This is a genomic window from Pantoea sp. 18059 (assembly GCF_902706165.1).
Lineage (GTDB): Bacteria > Pseudomonadota > Gammaproteobacteria > Enterobacterales > Enterobacteriaceae > Pantoea > Pantoea agglomerans.
The window spans coordinates 65219-89320 of the sequence record NZ_CACSJS010000011.1; the positions used below are offsets into that span (position 1 = coordinate 65219).

At 57.7% G+C, this 24102-nt stretch carries 27 protein-coding genes, 2 tRNA genes and 1 rRNA gene; 12 read left to right on the plus strand and 18 right to left on the minus strand.

Annotation, left to right across the window (positions count from 1 at the left end):
- Positions 1-88: 88 nt before the first annotated feature.
- Both GVJ63_RS20955 and GVJ63_RS20960 read left to right on the plus strand, forming a co-directional pair.
- Positions 89-1249 carry a pyridoxal phosphate-dependent aminotransferase gene (locus tag GVJ63_RS20955; RefSeq protein ID WP_061704297.1) on the plus strand — a complete coding sequence of 387 codons (1161 nt, stop codon included), beginning with the start codon at positions 89-91 and terminating at the stop codon, positions 1247-1249.
- A complete protein-coding gene (locus GVJ63_RS20960) occupies positions 1237-2004 on the plus strand; it encodes an amidohydrolase (RefSeq protein WP_159227321.1) in 768 nt (255 codons plus the stop codon). The genes GVJ63_RS20955 and GVJ63_RS20960 overlap by 13 nt, the downstream gene beginning before the upstream one ends.
- Positions 2005-2031: 27 nt before the next feature.
- Here the strand turns inward: GVJ63_RS20960 and uraH are convergent, their stop codons facing one another.
- The 9 genes from uraH to hpxU form a co-directional block, all read right to left on the minus strand.
- Positions 2032-2367, minus strand: coding sequence for a hydroxyisourate hydrolase (gene uraH / locus GVJ63_RS20965; protein WP_060679521.1), 336 nt, complete (start codon positions 2365-2367; stop codon positions 2032-2034).
- Positions 2364-2858: a 2-oxo-4-hydroxy-4-carboxy-5-ureidoimidazoline decarboxylase gene (gene uraD, locus GVJ63_RS20970; RefSeq protein ID WP_060679519.1), complete on the minus strand. Its 495-nt coding sequence runs from the start codon at positions 2856-2858 to the stop codon at positions 2364-2366. Before uraD ends, uraH begins: the two co-directional genes overlap by 4 nt.
- Before the next feature lie 2 nt (positions 2859-2860).
- Positions 2861-4114 carry an allantoate amidohydrolase gene (hpxK, locus tag GVJ63_RS20975; protein WP_158149535.1) on the minus strand — a complete coding sequence of 418 codons (1254 nt, stop codon included), beginning with the start codon at positions 4112-4114 and terminating at the stop codon, positions 2861-2863.
- A complete protein-coding gene (locus GVJ63_RS20980) occupies positions 4111-5346 on the minus strand; it encodes an alanine--glyoxylate aminotransferase family protein (protein ID WP_010255157.1) in 1236 nt (411 codons plus the stop codon). Before GVJ63_RS20980 ends, hpxK begins: the two co-directional genes overlap by 4 nt.
- Before the next feature lie 20 nt (positions 5347-5366).
- Positions 5367-6098: an amino acid ABC transporter ATP-binding protein gene (locus tag GVJ63_RS20985; RefSeq protein WP_010671147.1), complete on the minus strand. Its 732-nt coding sequence runs from the start codon at positions 6096-6098 to the stop codon at positions 5367-5369.
- Positions 6079-6735 carry an amino acid ABC transporter permease gene (locus GVJ63_RS20990; RefSeq protein ID WP_010255156.1) on the minus strand — a complete coding sequence of 219 codons (657 nt, stop codon included), beginning with the start codon at positions 6733-6735 and terminating at the stop codon, positions 6079-6081. The genes GVJ63_RS20985 and GVJ63_RS20990 overlap by 20 nt, the downstream gene beginning before the upstream one ends.
- On the minus strand, positions 6735-7403 hold the full coding sequence (locus GVJ63_RS20995) for an amino acid ABC transporter permease (RefSeq protein ID WP_010255155.1): 669 nt from the start codon (positions 7401-7403) through the stop codon (positions 6735-6737). The genes GVJ63_RS20990 and GVJ63_RS20995 overlap by 1 nt, the downstream gene beginning before the upstream one ends.
- 10 nt (positions 7404-7413) lie before the next feature.
- A complete protein-coding gene (locus GVJ63_RS21000; RefSeq protein WP_031590403.1) occupies positions 7414-8199 on the minus strand; it encodes a transporter substrate-binding domain-containing protein in 786 nt (261 codons plus the stop codon).
- Between the two features lie 193 nt (positions 8200-8392).
- Entirely contained in the window at positions 8393-9232 is an 840-nt protein-coding gene (hpxU, locus tag GVJ63_RS21005; protein WP_010255152.1) for a MurR/RpiR family transcriptional regulator HpxU, read from the minus strand.
- Positions 9233-9370: 138 nt separating this feature from the next.
- Between hpxU and GVJ63_RS21010 the strand changes: the two genes are divergently transcribed.
- The 4 genes from GVJ63_RS21010 to hpxZ are packed head-to-tail and all read left to right on the plus strand — an operon-like array spanning position 9371 to position 12926.
- A complete protein-coding gene (locus GVJ63_RS21010) occupies positions 9371-10957 on the plus strand; it encodes a gamma-glutamyltransferase family protein (protein WP_159227322.1) in 1587 nt (528 codons plus the stop codon).
- Between the two features lie 12 nt (positions 10958-10969).
- The gene (gene hpxX, locus GVJ63_RS21015; protein WP_003852562.1) at positions 10970-11152 is read left to right on the plus strand and encodes an oxalurate catabolism protein HpxX; all 183 of its coding nucleotides are present in this window, start codon (positions 10970-10972) and stop codon (positions 11150-11152) included.
- Positions 11149-12546, plus strand: coding sequence for an AtzE family amidohydrolase (locus tag GVJ63_RS21020; RefSeq protein WP_159227323.1), 1398 nt, complete (start codon positions 11149-11151; stop codon positions 12544-12546). Before hpxX ends, GVJ63_RS21020 begins: the two co-directional genes overlap by 4 nt.
- A complete protein-coding gene (gene hpxZ, locus GVJ63_RS21025; RefSeq protein ID WP_010255141.1) occupies positions 12546-12926 on the plus strand; it encodes an oxalurate catabolism protein HpxZ in 381 nt (126 codons plus the stop codon). The genes GVJ63_RS21020 and hpxZ overlap by 1 nt, the downstream gene beginning before the upstream one ends.
- 50 nt (positions 12927-12976) lie before the next feature.
- On the opposite strand, the gene puuE is transcribed toward hpxZ, so the two are convergent.
- From puuE to GVJ63_RS21040, 3 genes are read right to left on the minus strand one after another with little or no spacing between them, the layout of a single operon-like run.
- A complete protein-coding gene (gene puuE, locus GVJ63_RS21030) occupies positions 12977-13930 on the minus strand; it encodes an allantoinase PuuE (RefSeq protein ID WP_010255138.1) in 954 nt (317 codons plus the stop codon).
- Positions 13931-13962: 32 nt separating this feature from the next.
- The gene (hpxA, locus tag GVJ63_RS21035; RefSeq protein ID WP_010671141.1) at positions 13963-14694 is read right to left on the minus strand and encodes an allantoin racemase; all 732 of its coding nucleotides are present in this window, start codon (positions 14692-14694) and stop codon (positions 13963-13965) included.
- The gene (locus tag GVJ63_RS21040) at positions 14691-15413 is read right to left on the minus strand and encodes a GntR family transcriptional regulator (protein ID WP_010255133.1); all 723 of its coding nucleotides are present in this window, start codon (positions 15411-15413) and stop codon (positions 14691-14693) included. Before GVJ63_RS21040 ends, hpxA begins: the two co-directional genes overlap by 4 nt.
- A 144-nt stretch (positions 15414-15557) precedes the next feature.
- Here GVJ63_RS21040 and GVJ63_RS21045 point away from each other — a divergent pair, with 144 nt between their 5' ends.
- The gene (locus tag GVJ63_RS21045; RefSeq protein ID WP_159227324.1) at positions 15558-17066 is read left to right on the plus strand and encodes an NCS1 family nucleobase:cation symporter-1; all 1509 of its coding nucleotides are present in this window, start codon (positions 15558-15560) and stop codon (positions 17064-17066) included.
- A 49-nt stretch (positions 17067-17115) separates the two neighbouring features.
- Here GVJ63_RS21045 and GVJ63_RS21050 read toward each other — a convergent pair.
- Together GVJ63_RS21050 and dnaQ are read right to left on the minus strand one after the other, a co-directional pair.
- Positions 17116-17192 (minus strand) — tRNA-Asp (locus GVJ63_RS21050).
- A gap of 134 nt (positions 17193-17326) precedes the next feature.
- Positions 17327-18058 (minus strand): DNA polymerase III subunit epsilon, encoded by a 732-nt coding sequence (gene dnaQ / locus GVJ63_RS21055; protein WP_010255127.1) that lies wholly within the window; start codon positions 18056-18058, stop codon positions 17327-17329.
- 51 nt (positions 18059-18109) lie between these two features.
- Between dnaQ and rnhA the strand changes: the two genes are divergently transcribed.
- Complete coding sequence (gene rnhA / locus GVJ63_RS21060) at positions 18110-18577, plus strand: ribonuclease HI (protein ID WP_010255125.1); 468 nt, start codon at positions 18110-18112, stop codon at positions 18575-18577.
- On the opposite strand, the gene GVJ63_RS21065 is transcribed toward rnhA, so the two are convergent.
- Positions 18559-19296 (minus strand): class I SAM-dependent methyltransferase, encoded by a 738-nt coding sequence (locus GVJ63_RS21065; protein ID WP_010671138.1) that lies wholly within the window; start codon positions 19294-19296, stop codon positions 18559-18561. The genes rnhA and GVJ63_RS21065 overlap by 19 nt on opposite strands.
- 42 nt (positions 19297-19338) lie before the next feature.
- Here GVJ63_RS21065 and gloB point away from each other — a divergent pair, with 42 nt between their 5' ends.
- Together gloB and mltD are read left to right on the plus strand one after the other, a co-directional pair.
- Positions 19339-20094, plus strand: a complete 756-nt coding sequence (gene gloB, locus GVJ63_RS21070) for a hydroxyacylglutathione hydrolase (RefSeq protein ID WP_159227325.1) — start codon at positions 19339-19341, stop codon at positions 20092-20094.
- Positions 20095-20165: 71 nt separating this feature from the next.
- Positions 20166-21542 carry a murein transglycosylase D gene (gene mltD, locus GVJ63_RS21075; protein WP_022625195.1) on the plus strand — a complete coding sequence of 459 codons (1377 nt, stop codon included), beginning with the start codon at positions 20166-20168 and terminating at the stop codon, positions 21540-21542.
- Between the two features lie 110 nt (positions 21543-21652).
- On the opposite strand, the gene GVJ63_RS21080 is transcribed toward mltD, so the two are convergent.
- Entirely contained in the window at positions 21653-22444 is a 792-nt protein-coding gene (locus tag GVJ63_RS21080) for an endonuclease/exonuclease/phosphatase family protein (protein WP_010255114.1), read from the minus strand.
- Between the two features lie 262 nt (positions 22445-22706).
- Between GVJ63_RS21080 and yafC the strand changes: the two genes are divergently transcribed.
- Together yafC and GVJ63_RS21090 are read left to right on the plus strand one after the other, a co-directional pair.
- A complete protein-coding gene (gene yafC, locus GVJ63_RS21085; RefSeq protein ID WP_022625197.1) occupies positions 22707-23609 on the plus strand; it encodes a DNA-binding transcriptional regulator YafC in 903 nt (300 codons plus the stop codon).
- Positions 23597-23818, plus strand: a complete 222-nt coding sequence (locus GVJ63_RS21090) for a hypothetical protein (protein WP_132500273.1) — start codon at positions 23597-23599, stop codon at positions 23816-23818. Before yafC ends, GVJ63_RS21090 begins: the two co-directional genes overlap by 13 nt.
- Before the next feature lies 1 nt (position 23819).
- On the opposite strand, the gene GVJ63_RS21095 is transcribed toward GVJ63_RS21090, so the two are convergent.
- Both GVJ63_RS21095 and rrf read right to left on the minus strand, forming a co-directional pair.
- A tRNA-Asp gene (locus GVJ63_RS21095) sits at positions 23820-23896 on the minus strand.
- Positions 23897-23983: 87 nt separating this feature from the next.
- Positions 23984-24099: ribosomal RNA gene (gene rrf, locus GVJ63_RS21100) — 5S ribosomal RNA — on the minus strand.
- Between the last annotated feature and the right edge of the window lie 3 nt (positions 24100-24102).

Below are 24102 nucleotides of genomic sequence, written 5' to 3' on the forward strand. Positions count from 1 at the left end.
TCTTGATTGCCAAATACTATCATCCTGTTTATAGTGGCACAAACACCGGGTGACACCGCATCAATCTTCGCGCTTAAGGCCTGACATCATGACGCAGCACAACCTGATCCCCGAGAGTAAACTCCCTTTGCTCGGCACCACCATTTTCAGCCAGATGAGTGCGCTGGCGCAGCAGCATAACGCTATCAATCTCTCTCAGGGCTTTCCTGATTTTAGCGGCCCGGACTATCTGCAGCAGCGGCTGGCGTATCATGTCAGCCAGGGCGCGAACCAGTATGCGCCGATGACCGGTGCGCTGCCGTTACGTGAGGCGATTGCAGAGAAAACCGCGCGGCTCTATGACTATCGTCCTGATGTCGAAACAGAGATTACGGTGACGGCGGGCGCAACCGAAGCGCTCTATGCGGCGATTACCGCGCTGGTGCGGCCAGGTGATGAGGTGATCTGCTTTGATCCCAGCTACGACAGCTATGCGCCTGCGGTAGAGTTGTCGGGCGGCGTGATGAAACGCATTACGCTGCAGCCGCCCGCTTTCCGGGTGGACTGGCAGGCGTTTGCTGCGCTGCTGAGTGATAAAACCCGGCTGGTGATCCTGAATACGCCGCACAATCCTTCCGCCACCGTCTGGCAGCAGCAGGATTTCACCGCGCTATGGCAGGCGATTGCTGCGCGACCGGTCTATGTACTGAGCGACGAAGTCTATGAGCACATCTGCTTCGATCAGGCAGGCCACGCCAGCGTGCTGGCACATCCCGAACTGCGCCAGCGCGCTATCGCGGTGTCGTCGTTTGGTAAGACCTTCCATATGACCGGCTGGAAAGTGGGCTACTGCATTGCCCCTGCCGCGATCAGCGCGGAACTGCGCAAGGTGCATCAGTATCTGACCTTCTCGGTGAATACGCCGGCGCAGCTGGCGATTGCCGATATGCTGCGTGAGCATCCGGAGCACTATCTTGAGCTGCCGGCGTTTTATCGCGACCGCCGCGATCGGCTGGCAACGGCGCTAAGCAGCAGCCGCTTTAAGGTGCTTCCCTGCGAAGGTACCTACTTTTTGCTGGTCGATTACAGCGCCATCTCCGATCTGGATGATGTCAGTTTCTGCCAGTGGCTGACCCGCGAAGTGGGCGTTGCCGCGATTCCTCTGTCGGTGTTCTGCGCCGATGCCTTTCCTCATAAACTGATCCGCCTCTGTTTTGCCAAACAGCCGGCGACATTAGATGCCGCCGCGGAGCGCTTATGTCAGCTTTAAAAATCACGTTACTGCAGGAGACGCTGAGCTGGATGGATGGCGAGGCCAACCTGCGCCATTTTGACGAGCAACTGGATGGACTCACCGGGCGCGATCTGATTTTACTGCCAGAGATGTTTACCACCGGCTTTGCAATGGAAGCGGCGAAAAGCTCGCTGCCTCAGGCGCAGGTGGTGGAGTGGCTGCATCAGCATGCCCGTCGCAACGATGCCCTGGTCGGCGGTAGCGCGGCGATTCAGACCGAACACGGCGCGGTAAACCGCTTTCTGCTGGTGGAGCCGGACGGCACGCTGCATCAGTATGACAAGCGCCACCTGTTCCGCATGGCGGACGAGCATCACCACTATCTGCCTGGCGAACAGCGTCAGGTGTTTGAGTGGCGCGGCTGGCGCATCCTGCCGCAAATCTGTTACGACCTGCGTTTCCCGGTCTTCTCGCGCAACCGCAACGATTACGATCTGGCGCTCTATGTCGCCAACTGGCCTGCACCGCGTGCACTGCACTGGCAGGCACTGCTGCTGGCGCGGGCAATTGAAAATCAGGCTTATGTAGCAGGCTGTAACCGCGTCGGCAGTGACGGCAATCAGCATGAATACAGCGGCGACAGCCAGATTATTTCACCGCAGGGCGAGATCCTCAGCGCGGCTGAGCCGCACCAGCGCGCCAGGCTGGACGCAGAGCTGTCGCTGAACGCACTGAATGCTTATCGCGAGCGCTTCCCGGCCTGGCAGGATGCGGATCGCTTTTCGCTGTGAATGGCGGGCGGGCAGTCAGCCCGCCCATTAACTGCCGCGATAAGTTGACCAGGACCAGGGCGAAATCAGAAACGGCAGATGAAAATGGCTGCCCGCTTCGGCAATCATAAAATCGATCTGCGCGCTGACGTAGAGTGCATCCCGACCGGCGGCGGCAAAATAGTCGCCGATTTCTGCCGTTAAACGGTAGTGGCCCGGCGTCAGCGGCTCGGGCGTGAGATCTTTCAGACGCCCGTCGCTGTCGGTTTCACCCTGTGAAATCGGAAACCACCCTTCCGTGCTGTTCTGCTCAAGTGAAATCGCTACACCGCTGGCCGGTTTGCCCAGCGCCGTGTCCAGAATATGGGTGGTAACAGTACTCATTGAATCGTCTCCTTCAGGCGTAACAGGGTAATCTCACGCAGCTGATCCAGCACCTCCTGCTGCTCGGCAGGATCGCTATTCTGCAACCGACGCTGCAACTCTGCCAGCATCTGCTCGCCGCTGCGCCCTTTAGCGCGAATCAGAAACACCCGGCCAAAACGGGCTTCATACGCCTGATTCCCCTGCTGCATTGCCTGCTGCAAAGCGCTGTCGGCCTGCTGCATGGCGGACTGCTCTCCGCGTGAAAGTGCCGCTTCTTTATCCGCGCCGTTCGCGCGTTCGCCAATGCGGGGATGCGCCGACAGTGCGGCCTCCAGCTCAGGCTGCTGCCACTGGCGGGCCAGCGCATCGGCGGTTTCCCGTAGCGCATCCAGGGTGTCAAAAGGCCGCGCCGCCACCAGCGACTGCTGCCAGTGCGGAATGGCAACACAATGCCGGATGGCCGCCTGCGCCTCATCAGCCGACAGCTGATTAAATGCGGCTAATTCCATGTTCAGCTCCGTTCAGCAATCAGCGAGACCGCCTGTAAATAAGCCTGCAGCGCGGGCGCCACATCAGCCACCGCCACGGACTCTGCCGGATGGTGGCTGATACCGCGATGGTTACGCACAAATAGCATGCCGACCGGCCAGCGTTCAGCGATAGCGATGGCGTCGTGCCCCGCACCGCTCGGCAGTGACAGGCTGCGCCCCTGCACCGTTTCCACCGCATGACTCAGCGCCTGTTGCAGCGCGGAGTCACAGGCGGTGGCACCGATGCGATAATATTCGTTCGACTCAAAGCGGAGTCCACGCCGCAGCGCAATCGCCTCCGCCTGGGTTAACAGACTGGAGAGCAGTGTCTCCAGCGGGTTGTCCAGCGGACCGCGCACGTCCAGCGACAGCGATACCTCGCCAGGGATTACATTGACCGCTCCCGGCGCGCAGTTAATCGTACCGACGGTAGCCACCAGTTGCGGATCCTGCTCACGGGTGGTCTGCTCAATAAACACCATCCACTCGGCAGCAGCAGCCAGCGCATCTTTGCGGTGGGTCATCGGCACCGTGCCCGCATGGCCCGCTTCACCGGTGAAACGGCAGTTGAGGCGGCGCGCACCGTTGATGGCCGTGACCACACCGAGCGCCAGATCCTCCTGCTCCAGGCAGGGGCCCTGCTCGATGTGCAGCTCAAGATAACCGACGATATCCTCAATCCGCCGCGCCGCAGATGCGATCCTGTCGCTGTCGAGCCCGACATCCGCCATCGCCTGCGCCACGGTAATGCCGTTGCCGTCAGGATGCGTCACCCAGCTTTGCGGCCAGCTGCCGGTAATGCCACGACTGCCGAGCAGCGTAATGCCAAAACGGGTGCCCTCTTCGTCACCAAAGCCAATGACTTCAATCGCCAGCGGTAAGCGGCGCTGATGTTCGTTAAGCCACTGTACGGTTTCAATGGCGCTGAGCACGCCCAGCATGCCGTCATAGCGACCGGCGTTGCGCACCGTGTCGAGATGCGAACCAAGCAATAACGCGGGTGCACCCGCTTCTGCCGCCTCGTAGCGCCCACAGATATTGCCCACTTCATCCTGCCACACCTGCATCCCCGCCGCCTGCATCCACTCACCGACACAGGCGTTGGCGCGCAGATGTTCGGGTGAGAGGTAGACGCGGGTCAGCCCCTCGGCCGTTTCGCTGATCGCCGCCAGCGCATCGCAGCGCGCCATAACGCGCTGTGCAGCGGCCTGGGCTTCGCTGGCGCTCATCATCATGCGTGGCTCCCGTAGTGATCCCAGGCGGCCTGCGCCGCGGCACCCTGCGGCGTGCGATAGCCGACATAGGTCAGCACCGTTTCCAGCGCGGAGAGAGTCTGCATCACGCAATCTTTACGCGCGTTGTAGCCCATGGTGCCGATGCGCCACACCTTGCCATGCAGCGGGCCAAACGAGGTGCCAATCTCAATGCCGAAATCTTCCAGCATCAGCTTGCGCACCTGATCGCCGTTTACGCCAGACGGGATCATCACGCCCAGCACGTTGTTCATTTTGTGTTTCAGGTCGCCGAAGGTCTCCAGCCCCATCCCCTGAATGCCTTTTAGCAATGCTTCACCGTGCAGCTTGTGGCGGGCGATGCCGTTGTCCAGCCCCTCCTGCAGGATCAGCCGGGCGCACTCGCGCGCGCCAAACAGCGCACTGGTCGCTTCGGTATGGTGGTTGAGCCGCTCCGGCCCCCAGTAATCCATGATCATGCCGAGATCAAAATAGTTGGAGTAGATCATCTCCTCTTCGCCATCCTGATGCGCCTCGGTGCGGATCCCCTGCTCTACGCATTTGCGTTTGCGGATCACCGCTTCCATCTCTGCACTCAGCGTGATCGGCGAGGTACCCGATGGACCGCCCAGGCATTTCTGCATCCCCGCGGATACGGCATCGAGTCCCCAGGCGTCCGTTTCCAGCGCGTTACCCGCCAGCGACGCGGTGGAATCGGTGTAGAACAGTACGCCATACTGTTTGCAGATCGCACCCAGTTGCTCAAGCGGCTGCAGCATGGTGGTTGAGGTGTCGCCCTGCACGGTCAGCAGCAGGCGCGGCCGCACTTTTTTGATCGCATCTTCAATCTGGTCGGGAGTAAAGACTTCGCCCCACGGCACTTCAATGGTGTGCACTTCCGCCCGACAGCGGCGGGCAATTTCGCACAGCAGATGACCAAAGCGGCCAAACACCGGTACCAGCACTTTGTCGCCAGGCCGGATCGATGACAGCAGAATCGATTCGATACCGGCGCGGGAGGTGCCGTCAATCAGCAGTGTCCAGCGGTTCTCTGTGCGAAACACGCCGCGATAGAGCGCCATCACTTCATTCATGTAGTGGGTCATCGCGGGATCGTACTGCCCCAGCAGCTGACTCGACATGGCGCGCAGCACACGTGGATCGGCATTGATCGGTCCAGGCCCCATCAGCAGACGCTGTGGCGGGTTAAGTTGCGGGTAGTGATTGATATCCATCGTAATTTCCTTTTTCAGAATCAGAGGCGAACCGAAGAGATAAACTGCTTCAGCTCCGGTGACTGCGGCTGAGCAAACAGCGTCTTACTGTCGCCCTGCTCCCAGACGCGCCCCTGATGCATAAAGACCACACGATCGCCCACGTCGCGGGCGAAGCTCATTTCATGCGTGACGAGGATCAGCGTCATCCCTTCTGACGCCAGCTGCTCCAGAACTTTGAGCACTTCGCCCACCAGCTCGGGATCGAGCGCGGAGGTGATCTCATCACAGAGTAAAACTTTCGGCGTCATCGCCAGTGCACGGGCGATCGCCACGCGCTGCTGCTGACCGCCGGAGAGGCTGGCAGGATAGTAGTTGAGACGCTCGCCCAGCCCGACCTTCTCCAGCATCTGCGCCGCCAGCGCCCGGCACTCGGCCTCGCTTTTTTTCAGCACCCGGCGCGGCGCCAGCATCACGTTCTCCAGTGCCGTCATGTGCGGGAACAGATTGAAGCTCTGAAACACCATCCCGACCGAGCGGCTGATTTCACGCGCCTGCGAGTCGCGATCGGTAATCGTCATACCGCCGAGCTTGATGCTGCCCTCCTGATAGCCTTCCAGCCCGTTCATGCAGCGCAGCAGCGTGCTTTTGCCCGATCCGCTGCGACCGATGATTGAGATCACCTCGCCCATGTCGATATCCAGATCCACGCCTTTCAACACATGGTTGTCGCCGTAATATTTTTGCACCTGATTAATGGTGATGAGCGGCATTGAATTTTTTCTCCAGATACTGGCTGTAGCGAGACAGCGGATAACACATCAGGAAGTAGCCCAGCGCCACCAGCCCAAAGACTTTAAACGGCTGATAGGTCACGTTGTTCAGAATGGTGCCCGCTTTGGTCAGCTCGATAAAACCGATAATTGACGCCAGCGCGGTGCCCTTGATCACCTGGACAGCAAACCCCACCGTCGGGGCAATACCGATGCGGATCGCCTGCGGCGCAATGACCCGCCACAGCGTCTGACCAAAGGTCAGGCCGAGACAGCGCGACGCTTCCCACTGGCCTTTTGGCAGGGCGCGGATGCTGCCGTACCAGATATCGACCAGAAAGGCGCTGGTGTAGAAGGTCAGCGCCAGCGAGGCTGCCGTCCAGGGTGCAACATCAATGCCGAACAGGCCGACGCCGAAAAACGCCAGGAACAGCTGCATCAGCAGCGGCGTGCCCTGAAACAGCGCGGTGTAACCGCGTACCAGCCGCGTTAACCATTTGCGTTGCAGCAGGCGCATAAACAGCAGCGGCAGCGTCACCAGCGTGCCGCCGACAAAGGCCACCAGCGACAGCAACAGGGTCCAGCGTGCCGCCAGCAGCAGGTTGCGCAGGATGTCCCAGTCGGTAAAGGTCGTCATCATGATGGCTGCACTCCAAACCATTTACGGCCAATCGCCAGCAGCAGATGGCGCATTGCAATCGACAACGCCAGGTAGATCAGCGTGGTCACCAGATAGACCTCAAAACTTAAGAAGGTGCGCGACTGGATCAGGTTGGCGGCGAAGGTCAGCTCCTCGTAGGAGACCTGCGACACCACCGACGAACCCAGCATCACGATGATGCACTGACTCACCAGGGCCGGGTAAATACGCTGCAGTGCGGGCGGCAAGACCACCCGCAGAAACGTCTGGCTGCGGGTTAATCCCAGCACCCGTCCCGCTTCCCACTGCCCTTTCGGTGTTACCTGTATTCCGGCACGAATGATCTCGGTGCTATATGCCCCGAGGTTGATCAGCATCGCCAGCAGCGCCGCCTCGCCAGCAGTGAGTTTCAGCCCCAGCGCAGGCAGACCGAAAACGATAAAGAACAGTTGCACCACAAACGGCGTGTTACGGATCAGCTCGACATAGATGCCCCACAGGCGGCTCATCCAGCTGGGTCTGCCACTGCGCAGCGCCGCGCCCGCAATGCCGAGCGCCACGCCACCGGTGGTCGCCAGCACCGTCAGCTGAATGGTGACCCACAGCCCGGAGAGCAGCTCCGGCCAGTAGGGCCACAGGGCGGGAAAGTTAAGTTGCCCGGTCATGAATCTTTCCTCAGGCGCCGAGGTTGGCGGGCAGCGGCGCTTTCAGCCACTCTTCTGATAGTTTATTCAGGGTGCCATCTTTGATGCCTTGCTCAATCAGCGCATTCACTTTCGCTTTCAGTGCAGGCTCATCTTTCTTCAGGCCGATATAGCAGGGAGAATCTTTCAGCATAAACTGCGCCACCGGCGCTTTGGCCGGATTCTGGCGGGCAATGGCGGCGACCACCAGGTTGCCGGTCGCCACATACTGCACCTGACCGGAGAGATACGCAGACAAGGTAGTGTTGTTATCTTCGTAGCGTTTCACCTGTGCATCTTTCGGCGCAACGTCACTGAGCACCATGTCCTCTACTGCACCACGTGTTACGCCAATCGATTTGCCGCTCAGGGCAGACGCCGCTTTGATTTCATCGCCTTTCGGCCCGAATACACCCAGGAAGAACGGCGCATAGGCGCGGGTGAAGTCAATCACTTTTTCCCGCTCGGCATTTTTACCCATGCTGGAGATGACCAGGTCGACCTTGTCGGTTTGCAGATAAGGCACGCGGTTGGCACTGCTGACCGGCACCAGCTGCAACTTAAGTTTCATCTGCTTTGCCAGGTATCTGGCCGTGTCGATGTCATACCCCTGCGGCTGCAGATCGGTGCCAACCGAGCCAAACGGCGGGAAATCCTGCGGCACGGCGATGCGAATGACGCCGCGTTTCTGGATGTCCTGCAGTTGATCGGCCAGCGCGCTTCCCGCTTGTGCCATCAGTAATGCCGCTGTCGCAACCGCCATCAAAACTTTTTTCATTATGCACCCCGGTGAGATTAACGTGAAACAAAAGATTCTTTGAGATGCAATCTGCAACTAATGTGCCAATCCGGACGGCCACAGAAAAAGAGTTAAGCGGCAAAGCATTCAGCTGAAATCTGGCGTAATCGGGGACGACTACGCCGGGGGAAGGTCTGTTCTGAAATGGGGCAAAGCACCAAAACGGTGCCTTTTAGCGGTGCTCCAGCTCGTCAAACTGCTGGTAAAGGTCGGCGATCTGATGAATGCGCTGACGTCCCTGTGCCAGCATTTCATGTAGCAGTGCATTGGCAATCAGGTTAACCAGACTCATGGCGGAGCCATAACTGTCGAAGGCGGAAACGCTGTCCAGCGGCGTACAGAGCTGCCAGCGCGCCAGCGCAATCACCGTCTGCGCCTGCGGCTCACACAGCGCCAGCAGCGGGATACCGGCCGCCTGCAACTGCTGCATCAGCGGGCGAATGATGCGGGGACGACGACGGAAGGCCATCACGACCACCATATCCTCCGGCGTAATATCCACCAGCTCCTCAGCCAGCGTCTGGCCCGGCTGCGGCAGGATATGTACCTGCGAACGCGCCTGCACCAGCTGCTGTCGCAGATGCAGTGCCACCGGATAGGCGTTGCGCATGCCGATGATAAAGACGCGTTTTGCCTGCGCCAGCTGCTGGATAACCTCATTAAAGTGCCGGGCATCCAGACTGTTCACCCACTGCGTCAGGTTAGCCATCTCCTGCTTGTAGTGTCGCGCCAGCAGCGTATTGCCCTGCACCGCATCACGATTATCGGTCAGCGGCATGCCGCTCTGGCGCAGGATGCGTAACTCATCACGCATATCCTTGTATTTTTCATAGCCCAGACGCTTAAACAGCCGGCTGACCGTGGCTTTCGACACGCCACTGAGCCGCGCCAGCTCGGCACTGTTGTAGCTGATCAGGTCATCGAAGTGGTCAAACACGAAGTCGGCAATACGCTGCTCCTGCGGGGAGAGCTGGGGATAGTGACTCCTGAGTCGTTCATCAAGCTGTTTCATAACCCGTCCTGTAACTTTTGTTTCAGCAGAAGCTAGCACAATTTGCGCCAGGTTAACCGGCGCATTGTCAGCTCAGGGTGAAAACTGGAACAGCTCTTGCTTTGTTATCGGTTCTGTCACCCGGATAACGAGAAAAAGATGATTCAAAGCAATATGGCCCCGCAGGGGATGGCGGTGACGCCACACCATCTGGCGAGTGAAAGCGCGCTCGCGGTACTGCGTGATGGCGGTAATGCCATTGAAGCGATGGTGGCCGCTGCCGCGACCATCGCCGTGGTCTACCCGCATATGAATGGACTGGGCGGTGATGGTTTCTGGCTGATTCTGCCGCCCGGCGGCGATCCTGTCGCTATCGACGCCAGCGGCGCAGCCGGTTCGCTGGCTCATCACGATTTCTACGCCGATCACCCTAAGATTCCGCATCGCGGGCCGAAAGCGGCGCTGACCGTGGCCGGTACGGTCAGCGGCTGGCAGGAGGCACTGAATCTCTCGGCTGAGATGGGCACCCCACCGCTGCCGCTGGCACGTCTGCTGCGCGATGCGATTCGCTACGCCGCTGACGGTATTCCGGTGACTGCCTCACAGAGCGCCGCCACCGCGACGTTCCGCAGTGAATTGCAGCATCAGCCCGGCTTCAGCGCCACCTTTATGCCTGACGGCAACGTGCCGCAGCCAGGCAGCCGTTTTACCCAGCCCGCCCTGGCAAACACCCTCAGCCAGCTTACTGAAGAGGGGCTCGACAGCTTTTATCGCGGCACGCTGGCTCACCATATGGCCGATGAGATGGCCACGCTGGGCATGCCGGTGACGCTGGCCGATCTGCAGCAGCATCGCGCCCGCCGCACGACGCCGCTGCATCTCTCCCACAGCGAAGGTGACATCTGGAATATCACCCCGCCAACGCAGGGCATGGTGTCGCTGGCGATCCTGGGCATCACCGATCGGCTGGAGATGGCGGAGGCTGACGATGCGCAGACGGTGCACCGTATCGTGGAAGCCACCAAAAAAGCGTTTGCACTGCGCGACAAACACATCACCGACCCGCGTCACGTCACGGAAGATTTGCAGGCGCTGCTGGACAGCGATCACCTTGCCACACTCGCCAGCCAGATCATCGATGGAGAGGCGGCAGCCTGGGGAAACGGATGCGGGCCGGGCGATACGGTCTGGATGGGCGTGATGGACAGCAGCGGCCTGGCCGTCTCCTTTATTCAGAGCATTTATCACGAATTTGGCAGTGGTGTGGTGCTGCCCGGCACGGGTATCACCTGGCAGAACCGCGGCGCCGCTTTCAGCCTCGATCCTGACCATCTGCTGGCCCTGGCACCCGGTAAGCAACCGTTTCATACCCTGAATCCCGCCGCCGCACGGCTGAAAGATGGCCGGACGCTGGTGTATGGCGCGATGGGTGGGGATGGACAGCCGCAGACTCAGGCGGCGATTTTTACCCGCCATGTGATTCAGGGCTTGCCGTTACAACAGGCGGTCAGTGCGCCGCGCTGGCTGCTGGGCCGGACCTGGGGGCAATCATCAGACTCGCTGAAACTGGAAGGCCGTTTTGACGACGAAACGGTATTGATGCTGCGTCTGTGGGGACATGAGGTGGAGCTGCTGCCGGACTTCAGCGAATCCGTGGGCCATGCGGGCGCCATTGTGCGCCACAGCAACGGCATGTTTGAGGGCGCAAGCGATCCACGCAGTAACGGCAGCGCCGCCGGTTTTTAACAGGAGCGAATCATGAATCAACACGACTGGGCCAGCTACATCGGCCATATGGAGCAGATACTGCAACTGGAACTGGATGACGCCCGCCGCGCTGAACTGCTGATCCAGCTGTCGCGTATCGCGGAGATGGCCGCGCCGCTGATGGCGTTTCCGCTGGATGACCGGCTTGAAGTGGCAGGAGTATACCAGGCATGAGATTAGGTGACGTTTCGATTCAGACCCTGCAGCGGGCGATTCAGCAGGGTGAAATCAGTGCGCTGGAAGTGGCAAAGCGCACGCTGCAGGCGGTTGAGCAGCATAATCCGGCGCTGAATGCCTGGACGGAAGTGACCGGGCCGCGCATGTTAAAAGAAGCGGCGGATGTTGATGCGCAGCGGCAGCGCGGCGAAACCCTGCCACCGCTGGCGGGCATCCCGTATGCGGTAAAAAACCTGTTTGATGTGGCGGGTCACACTACACTGGCCGGTGCCAGCCTGTTCAGCGACCGGCCGGCGGCACGTGCAGATGCGTTTGCTGTCGATAAACTGCGTCGCTCTGGTGCGCTGCTGTCTGGCATGCTGAACATGGATGCCTACGCGTATGGTTTTACCACCGAAAACAGCCACTACGGCGCGACGCACAATCCGCGCGATCTCAGCCGCGTGGCTGGCGGCTCGTCAGGCGGTTCGGCGGCTGCCGTGGCCGCCGGTCTGGTCCACTTTTCACTGGGCACCGACACCAACGGCTCGATTCGGGTGCCCGCGTCGCTGTGCGGTATTTTTGGTCTTAAGCCGACCTTTGGCCGGTTGTCACGCAGCGGCAGCCATCCGTTTGTCGCCAGCCTCGATCACATCGGTCCTCTGGCGCGGCGGGTTGAAGACCTGGCGCTGGTATATGATCTGTTGCAGGGCGCAGACCACACCGATGCGTTTCAGGCCGATCGCCCGCTGGCCGCGACGCTACCGGGGCTGTCACAGGGCAGCGAAGCCTTGCGCTGCGGCGTACTGGGTGGCTTTTTTGCCCGCTGGTGCGATGAGGATGCCCGCGCTGCCGTCGCGGTGGTCGCGGCAGCACTTGATGCACAGGAAGAGGTGCTGATGCCGGACGCTGAGCTGGCACGCTCGGCGGCGTTTATCATGACCGCGGCAGAAGGCGGCAATCACTATCTGCCCGCCCTGCGCCAGACGCCTGAGCAGTTTGAACCTAATTCACGCGAGCGTCTGCTGGCCGGTGCCATGATGCCAGGTGCCTGGTACGTGCAGGCGCAGCGTTTCCGCCGCCATTTCCAGCAGCAGGTGTTGCCGCTTTTTGATCGGTTTGATGTGCTGATAGCGCCGGCGACACCCTGCAGCGCGATCACCATCGGTCAGCAGACCCTGTCGATTCAGGGGGAATCGCTGCCCGCTAAGGCGAGCATGGGTATGCTGACGCAGCCGATCTCCTTCCTGGGATTGCCGGTCTGTACCGTGCCGCTGGCGACCCGAAGCGGTCTGCCGATTGGATTACAGCTTATCGCCCGTCCGTTTAATGAAGAGGCGGTGTTACGTGCCGCCTGGGCACTGGAACAACGCGGCATTACGATACCGCAAATCAATATGGCTGGAGCCTGATGAACAGAGAGATTAATTTACCGCAGGTGGTCACCGAGGTGACGGCGCAGTTTTACCGCTACGAGCAGGCGCTGGTCAGCAATGACGTGGCTGAACTGGATGCGTTGTTCTGGCACGACCCGCGAACCGTGCGCCTCGGCGCGGGTGAGAATCTGTATGGCATTGATGAGATTCGGGCCTTCCGCGCCGCGCGTCCTTCAGCCGGGCTGAACCGGACGCTGCGAAACACCGTGATCACCACCTTTGGCGAGGATTATGCGGTTTGCAGCACCGAATTTACCCGCACCGGCAGCGATAAAATTGGCCGTCAGCAGCAGACCTGGGTACGTATGCCCCACGGCTGGTGCATCGTGGCGGCGCAGGTCAGCCTGATGAGCTGACATCGTCCGGCGCTTCGCCCGATCAACGCGGGGCGAGCGCCGGAACCGGCTTAAGGTGCCGGGTGCGTGTTGATCCAGTGGTCAGCGATCTGCTGACGGGTGCAGATCCAGACATCCTCATGCTGCTGGATGTGATCGAGAAAATTCTGCAGCGCGCGGAATTTGCCAGGACGACCCAGCAGGCGGCAATGCATACCGATCGACATCATCTTCGGTGCGGTTTCGCCCTCTTCATACAGCACATCGAAGCTGTCGCGCAGATAGGTAAAGAACTGTTCCGCGGTATTAAATCCCTGCGGCGAGGCAAAGCGCATGTCATTGCACTCCAGGGTATAGGGGATAATCAGGTGCGGTTTAACCGTTCCATCCTGACAGGTGACCTGGGTCCAGAAAGGCAGATCGTCGCCGTAGTAGTCACTGTCATAGCTAAAACCGCCCTGCTCCACCACCAGCCGCCGGGTATTCGGGCTGTCGCGGCCGGTGTACCAGCCGGTCGGCGCTTTACCAAACAGATCAACCAGCACATCGACCGCCTGCTGCATATGCTGGCGTTCGGTTTTTGCATCCATGCCCTGATAGTGGATCCAGCGCCAGCCGTGACTGACCACATCGTAGTCAGCCTGTTTAATCGCCTCGACGACTTCCGGATGACGCGCCAGCGCCATCGCCACGCCGAAAACCGTTAACGGCAGACCGCGTTTCTGGAATTCGTTGTGGATACGCCAGAAACCGGCGCGTGAGCCGTACTCATACAGCGACTCCATCGACATGTGGCGATCGGGATAGCTGGCTGCCCCGATGATGTCGGAGAGGAACTGCTCTGAGCCGGTGTCGCCGTGCAGCACGCTGTTTTCTGCGCCCTCTTCGTAGTTCAGAACAAACTGCACCGCCACACGGGCGTTGTTGGGCCAGGCGGCGTGCGGCGGATGAGCGCCATAACCGATTAAATCGCGCGGATAGTTTTTGTTAAAGCTGTACTCTTTCTTCTCTGCAGCGTCAGTCATCACTCCACCTGTTTTGATTCGGGAAAGTTCCGTTAGTTTAGATGCTGAAACGCACCTGAGAGAGGTTTCTGCAAAGGCCAGGCCAGATCACCATGTTTGCTGGTGCCAAAACCAAGCGCCACCAGCGACTCCACCATCTTCACCGCCGCGCTGACGCCATCGATCACCGGCAGGCCGAGCTCCCGGGTCAGCTCCCCGGCCAGCGTCGCCATTCCGCCACAGCCCAGCACAATCGCCCCGCTGCCATCTTCCCGTTTAGCCTGAATGCAGCGCTGCCGCACTTTTTCCTGCGCCAGGCCGCTGCCATCTTCCAGCGCCAGTACCGGCAGATCGATGGCATGCAGCGCGGCACAGTGATGGGTAAAGCCATACTGCTGCAGCAGATGACGCGCAATCACCAGGGTGCGCGGCAGCGTGGTGACAATGGAGAAACGCGTCGCCAGCAGCGTGGCGGTATGCATCGCCGCTTCCGCAATGCCGATCACCGGTCCGCTGGCCAGCTCGCGTGCCGCCAGCAAACCCGGATCGCCAAAGCAGGCAATGACGTGGCCGCTAACGCCCTGCGCTCTGCCCAGTTTAATCTGCTCCAGTACGCCGATGGCGGCGATCGCCTCATCGAAGTGCCCTTCAATGGAAGGCACGCCCTGCGACGGCGAAACAGCCAGAATTTCGGTGCCCGGTGCGGCGACCGCACGCGCGGCCTGACCGATAGTTTCGGTCATCGCCAGGCTGGTGTTGGGGTTGATAACCTGAATCAGGCTCATGAGGCCGCTCCAGAGCCTGCGGCAAACAGTCGGGAAAAGTCGGGCAGCGTTTCCCCGCTGCGCTCAAAGTGCAGACTGGAGACGATGTGCTCGAAGTGATGCTGTAGCGCCTGCGTCAGCGGCTGCAGCGCACGCGCGCGCAGTAACTGAAGCAGATTCGCATGATCGTCACAGCGGCAGCCACGCTGCCAGGGTGCGCCATAGGCGGCAATCACCAGTGATGAGCGCTGCGTCAGGCTGGTCACCATGCCGGTGAGCACCTGATTCCCGGAGATCGCCTGCAACTGAATATGAAAGGCCGCTGACAGCCGGATGGCTGCCGGGCCATCATGATCGGCGTGCGCCTGATTCTCCTGCGCGATGAGCTGCTCCAGCGCCACCAGATGCGGGGGCTGCAGATGGGCCAGGACCGCTGGCAGATTAGCGCACTCCATTAAACTGCGGGTTGAGAAGATATCCCGCGCCTCTTCAACGCCGGGTGTTGAGACCTGCGCACCACGTTTGGGCGTCAGAGTGACCATTTGCACCGCCGCGAGGCGTTGCAGCACTTTGCGGATGCCGGTACGGCTCACGCCAAAGACCCCGGAAAGCGCCTCTTCCGGCAATTTACTGCCCGGCGGCAGCTGATGCTCAACAATGGCGTTCATCAATGCCTGGTAAATCCCTTCATCTTTATCCTGCAGCCTGGTGGCGTCTCGCTGTCCTGTTTTACTCGTCATTACCCGCTCCGGTCGCTTGCTGTACGCCACATATCGTATACGTGAAAAATAAATATTGTATACAAGAAAAGAGATCTGGCCTGGATCCTGCAATACCGCTTTACCAGATTATTCATTCCACTCTCGGGTAGAGGAGCAGGTTTCATGCCAAATCAATCAACGGTGGCCAGTACGGCCTCTGAAGCCAACGCCCGTTACAGCCCACGACTCTGTAACGACGACCTGGCACCGACTCGCGATCAGAACTGGTCGTGGTACAACATTTTTTCTTTCTGGATGTCGGATGTGCACAGCATGGGCGGCTATGTGGTGGCCGCCAGCTTCTTCACGCTGGGATTAGCCAGCTGGCAGGTGCTGCTCTGCCTGCTGGCGGGGATCTGCATCGTGCAGATCTGTGCGAATCTGGTGGCGAAACCGAGCCAGATGGCGGGCGTCCCCTATGCGGTGATCTGCCGTCAGGCGTTTGGGGTGTTTGGTGCCAATATCCCGGCGGTGATACGCGGCCTGATCGCGTTCGCCTGGTATGGCATCCAGACCTATCTGGCGGCGAATGCGCTGATGCTGGTGCTGCTGAAGTTCGCGCCGTCGCTGACGTCGATGACCGTGCCGCACTGGCTTGGTCTGTCGCTGCTGGGCTGGTGCTGCTTCGGCATTATGTGGTTACTACAGGCGATGGTGTTCTGGCATGGCATGAACACCATCAAACGATTTATTGATGTCGCCGGACCGGCAGTCTATGTGGTGATGGTGGCGCTGGCGGGCTGGATTGTATACAAGACCGGTTTCGATGGGATTTCGTTTACTCTCGCCAGCAAATCGCTTACCGCAGGCGAGCAGACGTGGCAGATGATTACGGCGACGGCGCTGGTGGTCTCTTACTTCTCCGGGCCGCTGCTGAACTTCGGTGACTTCTCACGCTACGGCAAAAGCATGTCAGAGATCCGTCGCGGCAACCGCTGGGGACTGCCGTTTAACTTTCTGCTGTTCTCGGTGGTGACGGTAGTGATTGTGTCGGGCACCCAGTCGCTGTTTGGCAAAATGATTACCGATCCCATCGAAACCGTAAGCATGGTCGGCAACGATCTGGCGGTCGCGATTGGATTGCTGACCATGATTACCGCCACCATCGGTATCAATATCGTGGCGAACTTCGTCTCGCCCGCTTTTGACTTCTCCAACTGTTCACCGCAGAAAATCAGTTTCCGTACCGGCGGGATGATCGCTGCGGTGGGGTCGGTGCTGTTAACGCCGTGGAATCTGTTCCAGTCTCCTGAGCTGATTCACTATACGCTGGATGTGCTGGGATCGTTTATCGGGCCGCTGTTCGGGATTCTGCTGACCGATTTCTATCTGATTAAACGTGGACGTATCTCGGTCGACGATCTGTTTAACGATACGCCGGCAGGCCGTTACTGGTATCGCGGTGGCTTTAACCCTAAAGCGATTGGCGCACTGCTGCCATCGGTGGCGATTTGCCTGGTGATTAGCTTTATCCCTTCCCTGCATCAGGTGGCGAATTTCAGCTGGTTTATTGGCGCCGGTCTGGCGGCAGGCTGCTATCGCTTTATCGCCCGTGAAGATCGTGAGGCGGAGGATGGTGCCCGCTGGCAAGGCGAGGTGATGCCGCAGAAGAACCAGGCCACCGCTGAATAGCAGACAGCAAAAAGCCGATTCATTTCTGAATCGGCTTTTTTAAAGAGATTGGCGGAACGGACGGGGCTCGAACCCGCGACCCCCTGCGTGACAGGCAGGTATTCTAACCAACTGAACTACCGCTCCGCGCTTTGTTCCCCGTCGGGAACGAGGCGCATAGTAATGGCAGCCTGTTGCGACGTCAACGCTTTTTCCAGGCGAACAAATCGTTTGCTGTTTTTTTCAGCTTGCCGTTGATTTTATCCACAAAAATGCGTAATTCAGCCGCGCCACAGGCAGCTGCCACCCTTTTTCATCACCAGATCCAGACGTGACTCATGGGCAACCACTTCTTCATCGCTGGCCGTGACCACGCGCAGTGCAGAGGTGGGACGCACGATGCGCTGGATGCTCTCTCCCTGCGCCTGTCGGGCGCTTTCACTTTCCGATAAAAAGGAGAGTGAAGTCTGTCCGCCGGTCATCGTCAGGAAGACTTCAGCCAGAATCTCGGCATCGAGCAGTGCGCCGTGCAGGGTTCGTTTGCTGTTGTCTATTTCGTAACGCGAGCAAAGCGCATCAAGGCTGTTGCGCTTGCCGGGAAACATACGGCGCGCCAGCGCCAGACTGTCGGTGATTTTGCAGAAGGTTTCGGTTTTCTCAATGCCGCGGTTCAGCTTTGCAAACTCGTAGTCCATAAAGCCGATATCAAACGGGGCGTTATGGATCACTAATTCAGCACCGCGAATGTAGTCGAGAAACTCATCGGCAATCTCGCTGAAGGCAGGCTTGTCGGCCAGGAACTCATCGGCAATGCCGTGTACGCCAAAGGCTTCGGGATCGACCAGCCGATCGGGCTTGAGATACATATGGAAATTGTTACCGGTCAGGCGACGGTTAATCACCTCTACCGCACCAATCTCAATGATGCGGTGCCCCTCATAATGTACCCCGATCATGTTCATGCCGGTGGTTTCAGTATCGAGAACGATCTGGCGGTTATTTGCAGTGCTCATAAGACCCGTTTTATGTCAGACTTAGCGTTTTTGAGAGGAAGTCTACCAGAGATGCGCAAACAGGTAGAAATATTCACCGATGGATCCTGTCTTGGAAATCCCGGTCCCGGCGGTTATGGGGCGATTTTACGCTACGGTCAGCATGAGAAAACCTTCAGCGCGGGCTATCACCTTACCACCAATAACCGGATGGAGCTGATGGCAGCGATTGTCTCACTGGAAGCGCTGACTCAGCCGTGCGATGTGGTGCTCAGTACCGACAGTCAGTATGTGCGTCAGGGAATTACCAGCTGGATCCATAACTGGAAAAAGCGTGGCTGGAAAACCGCCGACAAAAAGCCGGTGAAGAATGTCGATCTCTGGCAGCGTCTCGACTTAGCACTCAGCACCCATAAGATTCAGTGGGAGTGGGTTAAAGGCCATGCCGGACATCCGGAAAATGAGCGCTGCGACGTGCTGGCCCGCAGCGCGGCTGAAAATCCCGCTTTTGAGGATATCGGTTATAAAACCGAATCCTGATCCTCTGCCTGCCGGAACTGGCGTGTGGCATTGACCGTCTGGCGGATCTTGCTGGTGCTCATACTCTTCTTAGCCCGGGTCGGCAGCAGCGGGAAGGTGCGTTTACGTGCCACCACAATATTCAGACAGCCCAGCGCCGGTAAGTGGGCGCTGATCAGTTTTCCGCCCTGCCGATGCCACGGCAGCACCTGAAAGCGGGTGCGATAGACTACCTCATAATTCAACAGTCCCAGCCAGTCGACTAACCGCACCTGGCTGAACATCCGTCCGCTCCAGGGGGCTTTGCGGTTCAGGCCCGGCACCATCTTACTCACGCCGAGCAGGCTGAATGGATTGAAGCCGCTGATAATCATCCAGCCATCATCAATTAACACCCTATCTACTTCACGTAACACCCGGTGAGGATCCTGGCTCCAGGCGAGCGTATGGGCCAGCAAACAGGCATCGATCGACTTCGACTCAAACGGCAGTTGCATCGGGTCAGCCAGCACCTGTAACAGCTCACCTTCCCTGCCAACATTGACCTGATGTGAAATAGCACAGTTTTCGGTGTTGATTTCTGCGCTGAGGTTGCCAAGCTTAAGCATATGAAAGCCATAAAGCTTTCCAAGGTAAGGCTGAAGCTGCTGCGTTAGCGCGTCGCGGAAATAATCTCCCCACGGCATATCGCGCCATGACAGCGGTGCGTTCAGAATCTGGCGTGATTTAGCGGGCTTCATGCTTTACGCTCTTCCTTTTCCTACGACCTGCGAGAGGTGATGATGAATCTTACCAGTATTCCTGCGTTGCAGGACAACTACATCTGGACGCTGACTGATAATGACGGTAAATGCCTGATTGTCGATCCCGGCGAAGCCCAACCGGTGTTAGAAAAAATGGCCTCCAACGGCTGGCAGCCGGTCGCTATTCTGCTGACTCACCACCATAACGACCACACGGGCGGAGTGAAAACACTGTGCGAGCATTTCCCTCAACTTGAGGTCTATGGTCCCCAGGAAACTGCGGCTAAAGGGGCCAGAACGATAGTCAGCGAAGGCGATAAGGTCACGGTACTGGGCCTGACGTTTGAGGTGATCCACACCCCTGGTCACACTTTAGGACATATCTCATATTACAGCTCACCTTATCTTTTCTGTGGTGACACACTCTTTTCGGGCGGCTGCGGGCGCCTTTTTGAGGGCACGGCAGAGCAGATGTATGATTCCTTTCAAAAGCTTAACCAGCTTCCAGGTGAAACATTAGTCTGCTGCGCACATGAATATACTTTATCCAATCTGAAGTTTGCTGCGGCTATTCTGCCCCATGACCCACAAATAACGGCCGAATATCAGAAAATTAAGGACTTACGCGCTGAAAATGGCATTAGTTTGCCCACAAAACTGGCGCACGAACGGACAATAAATTTATTTCTTCGCACGCAAGACGTTGATTTAAAAAGGGCATTAAACGTTAACGTTACTGATGAACCCGTATGGCGTTCATTTGCCGTTCTACGCGAGAAGAAAGACGCTTTTTGATTTTTCGGGTTGTGTTGTGAAAAGTCGTCACGTATAGTTGCTCGTCTTTTAAGCGAACTATTGACACACACATGAAGGCTAAAGCGATCTTACTCGCCTCAGTCTTGCTGGTAGGATGTCAGGCGTCCAGGAACGATGCCAATATCCCGGTACAGCATGCACAGAGTCTGTCTTCAGCTGGTCAAGGTGAAAATGGAAAGTACGGAGACGAGTTTTTGTCGCCGCGATGGCAGGAAGATGGAACTGGCCTCGCAGCAGACGCAGATCTCTGGAGTTTCATTAGTGACGAGTTGAAGATGGGGATTCCGGAAAACCCGGCAATCCGCGAACAAAAAAGTAAATTTTTAAAAAATAAGAGCTATCTCCACGATGTAACATTACGGGCAGAGCCGTACATGTACTGGATAGTCGAGCAGATACAGAAACGTAAAATGCCGATGGAACTGGTACTGCTACCCATAGTGGAGAGCGCTTTTGACCCTCGGGCAACTTCATCCGCCAATGCCGCTGGTATCTGGCAGATTGTTGCTGCAACAGGTCGAAACTATGGTTTGAAACAGAACCAGTATTACGATGGGCGACGCGATGTGGTCGCATCCACGAAAGTTGCGCTGGATATGATGCAGCGTCTTAACACCATGTTTGACGGCGACTGGTTATTAACCATCGCAGCGTACAACAGTGGTGAAGGACGTGTACTCAAAGCGATAAAGCAGAACAAGGCGCGCGGTAAGCCGACTGACTTCTGGCATTTATCGCTGCCACGCGAAACGACCGTGTATGTGCCTAAAATGTTAGCTCTGAGTGAACTGCTCAAAAATAACAAGCGTTACGGTATCAAACTGCCGACACCTAATGAAAGTCGTGCTCTGGCGCGAGTGGAAGTGGGTCAGCAGATACAGCTGACGCAGGCTGCCGAAATGGCGGGTATGTCGCTCACGAAACTGAAGAGCTTCAATACCGGTTATAAAGGCGGTGCAACAGCGCCAAACGGCCCACACTATATTATGGTGCCGAAGTCGAACGTCGCGAAACTGCGTAACTCACTGGCTTCCGGTGACATCGCAGCGGTACAGCCTACTCAGCTTGCGAAAGCCAGTGCGAGTGGCGGGTACAAAGTGCGACGGGGTGATACGCTCTCTGGTATCGCCTCAAAACTTGGCGTTAGCGTCTCGACACTGAAGCAGGATAACAACCTGCGCGGTGCTGATATCCGACCGGGTCAGACTCTGACCATTGGTTCGAATGGCACCCGACTGGCTGATAACGGCAACAGCATCACCTATCGTGTTCGTAAGGGTGATTCTCTTGACAGTATTGCCCGTCATCACGGCGTTAATATCAAAGACGTGATGCGCTGGAACAGTGTGCTGGACAGTGCGAAAGATATTCAACCCGGCGATAACTTAACGCTGTTTGTGAATAATAACGCAACACCTGATACCTGATACGTTGAAAAGGCTGACATTTGTCAGCCTTTTTCTTTTATTCATCCGCCACCGTTTACTCATCTGCCGGACTTCCCTCCTCCTTCTACAGGCTCGCTTAATGCACCGGACTAGCTTCCTGAACTGAACTCCACCAGTAAGGGGTTATGGTCGGACGCGCGCGTCACCAGTACGGATGCCTCACTCACCCTGAGATCGCGATAGAAGACGAAATCCAGCGGGCGACCAAAGGCTTTACGGCGGTGATCGGCAGTGAACATCACCTCTTCCAGCTTCATTCGCTGTGCAAAACGGTAGAGGGCATTGATACGCTGACGGCTCCAGGCATTGAAATCCCCGGCCATAATCACCGGCCCCTGGTGATGCATGATCTGCTCCCCGATTGGCCCCAGCTGTTTACTGTAGACGTCGACGCCCAGGCTGAAATTTACCGCATGGATGTTCACGACCATCAGCATTTCCCCCGTGGGCAGCGGATACGCCGTGACCAGTGCCGATTTTGACAGCCTCAGCAGAGGCTCACGCTCACGCAACGGGCAGCAATAGACCGGGTGCGCAGAGGCGAGCGTCATCACCCCAGAGGGATGCTGAGGCAGCACAAAGGCAGGTACCTGATCGGCAGCAAGATAATTACTGGTGGCAAATTCCACCAGTTCTGGTGTGGTCTGCGCTTCCTGCAGTAATACCAGGTGCGCATCTTTACCAAATCCTTCCAGTACCGACATCCAGTCTGCGCGTTGCTGCTTGAAGATGTTCCACACCAGAACTTTGAGGTTTGGGTGCGCGGGCAAGGGTGCGCCGGGTGGCAGTGCCTGACCGAGATGGAGCATCGCGCCAGGTGGAAAGATCTGTTCCACTGGTTGTCCTGCTACATATCGCATTGCATAAGTTTTTTTGCGCACTTTCCCGCCTGGCTGATGATTCAAAATACAGTTAACACCTGTCTGTTATAGGGATTTTAGACCGGGGTTTCAATGGATGCAGGTGAATGTCAGAATTCATCACCTTTTCCAGAATAAAGCAGCCCTTTTACGTTCGCTAAGCAAAACGAGGCAGATCAGGCGGTGACATCCCCGATGTCATCGTTAACGGCTCCTGTACTGGTTATAACAGCATTATCAGTCATAAACTGGCTTAATGGCCATGTGACTGCAGGGAGGAAGAATGAAGGCATCTTCTGATGAACTAAAAGTGTTTGTCAGCGTAGTAGAAAGTGGAAGTTTCAGTCGCGCTGCTGAACAGCTGAAGATGGCTAACTCTGCCGTCAGCAGGACAGTTAAAAAGCTGGAGAGCAAGCTGGGTATTGCCCTGCTGACCCGCACAACACGGCAGCTGGCGCTTACGCAGGAGGGCGAACGCTATTTTCGCCATGTTCAACGTTTTTTGCAGGAGATGACCACGGCAGAAAGCGATTTGATCGAGAGTTTACAGGCGCCTAAAGGACTACTGCGCGTTGATGCCGCGACGCCGGTCATTCTGCATTTGCTGATGCCGATGATTAAACCCTTTCGTCTGCGCTATCCTGACGTGACTCTTTCTTTGATCTCCTCAGAGAGTTTTATCAATCTGATTGAGCGGAAAGTGGATATCGCCATTCGCGCCGGCAATCTCACCGACTCAACGCTGCGCGCCCGGCTGCTGTTCAGGAGCTTTCGCAAGATGGTTGCTTCACCCGCCTATCTCCGTGAGCATGGGACACCGCAAACGGTGGCTGAGCTGGATAACCACCACTGTCTCGGCTTTGATGATTCCCCACGACTCAATCGCTGGCCCGTCTCCCGTGAAAGCGGCGAACTCTATGATATTAGCTGGGCTATCTCCTCTAACAGCGGAGAGACGATTAAGCAGCTCTGTCTTACCGGTAATGGTATTGCCTGCCTGTCGGACTATATGATCGATCGTGAAGTTGCTGAGGGAAAACTGGTGGAAGTGTTGGCCGATCAGCGTCTGCCGGTCGAGATGCCCTTCCATGCTGTTTACTACAGTGATATTGGCGTAAGCCAGCGTGTGCGCGCTTTTATCGATTTTCTGAGTGAGTGGACAGCTGACCAGCCGTGGCGTACCTGAAGTCTACAGGGGCAGGCCTGATCGGGGTCTGCCCGCACACAATTTGGAAGGGGTGGGATCGATTGCGCGATTATCGCTTCAGATTCAAAGAATTAGCGATCGTTAAAATGATCCGGGAGATCGAAGAGAATCAGCGCGGTGTATTTTTCCGTGTTGAATTTGCTGCAATGGAAAAAGCCCTGACCGTTAAGTCAGGGCTTTCCAATTAAGTGGCGGAACGGACGGGGCTCGAACCCGCGACCCCCTGCGTGACAGGCAGGTATTCTAACCAACTGAACTACCGCTCCACCGATTCTTTCACAGCTGTCAGCAACTGGCTGATGGCCGTCTGTTCCTGTTATTTTCCTTGTCAGGGGAAAAGGAACGAATTTGATGCCTGGCAGTTCCCTACTCTCGCATGGGGAGACCCCACACTACCATCGGCGCTACGGCGTTTCACTTCTGAGTTCGGCATGGGGTCAGGTGGGACCACCGCGCTAAAGCCGCCAGGCAA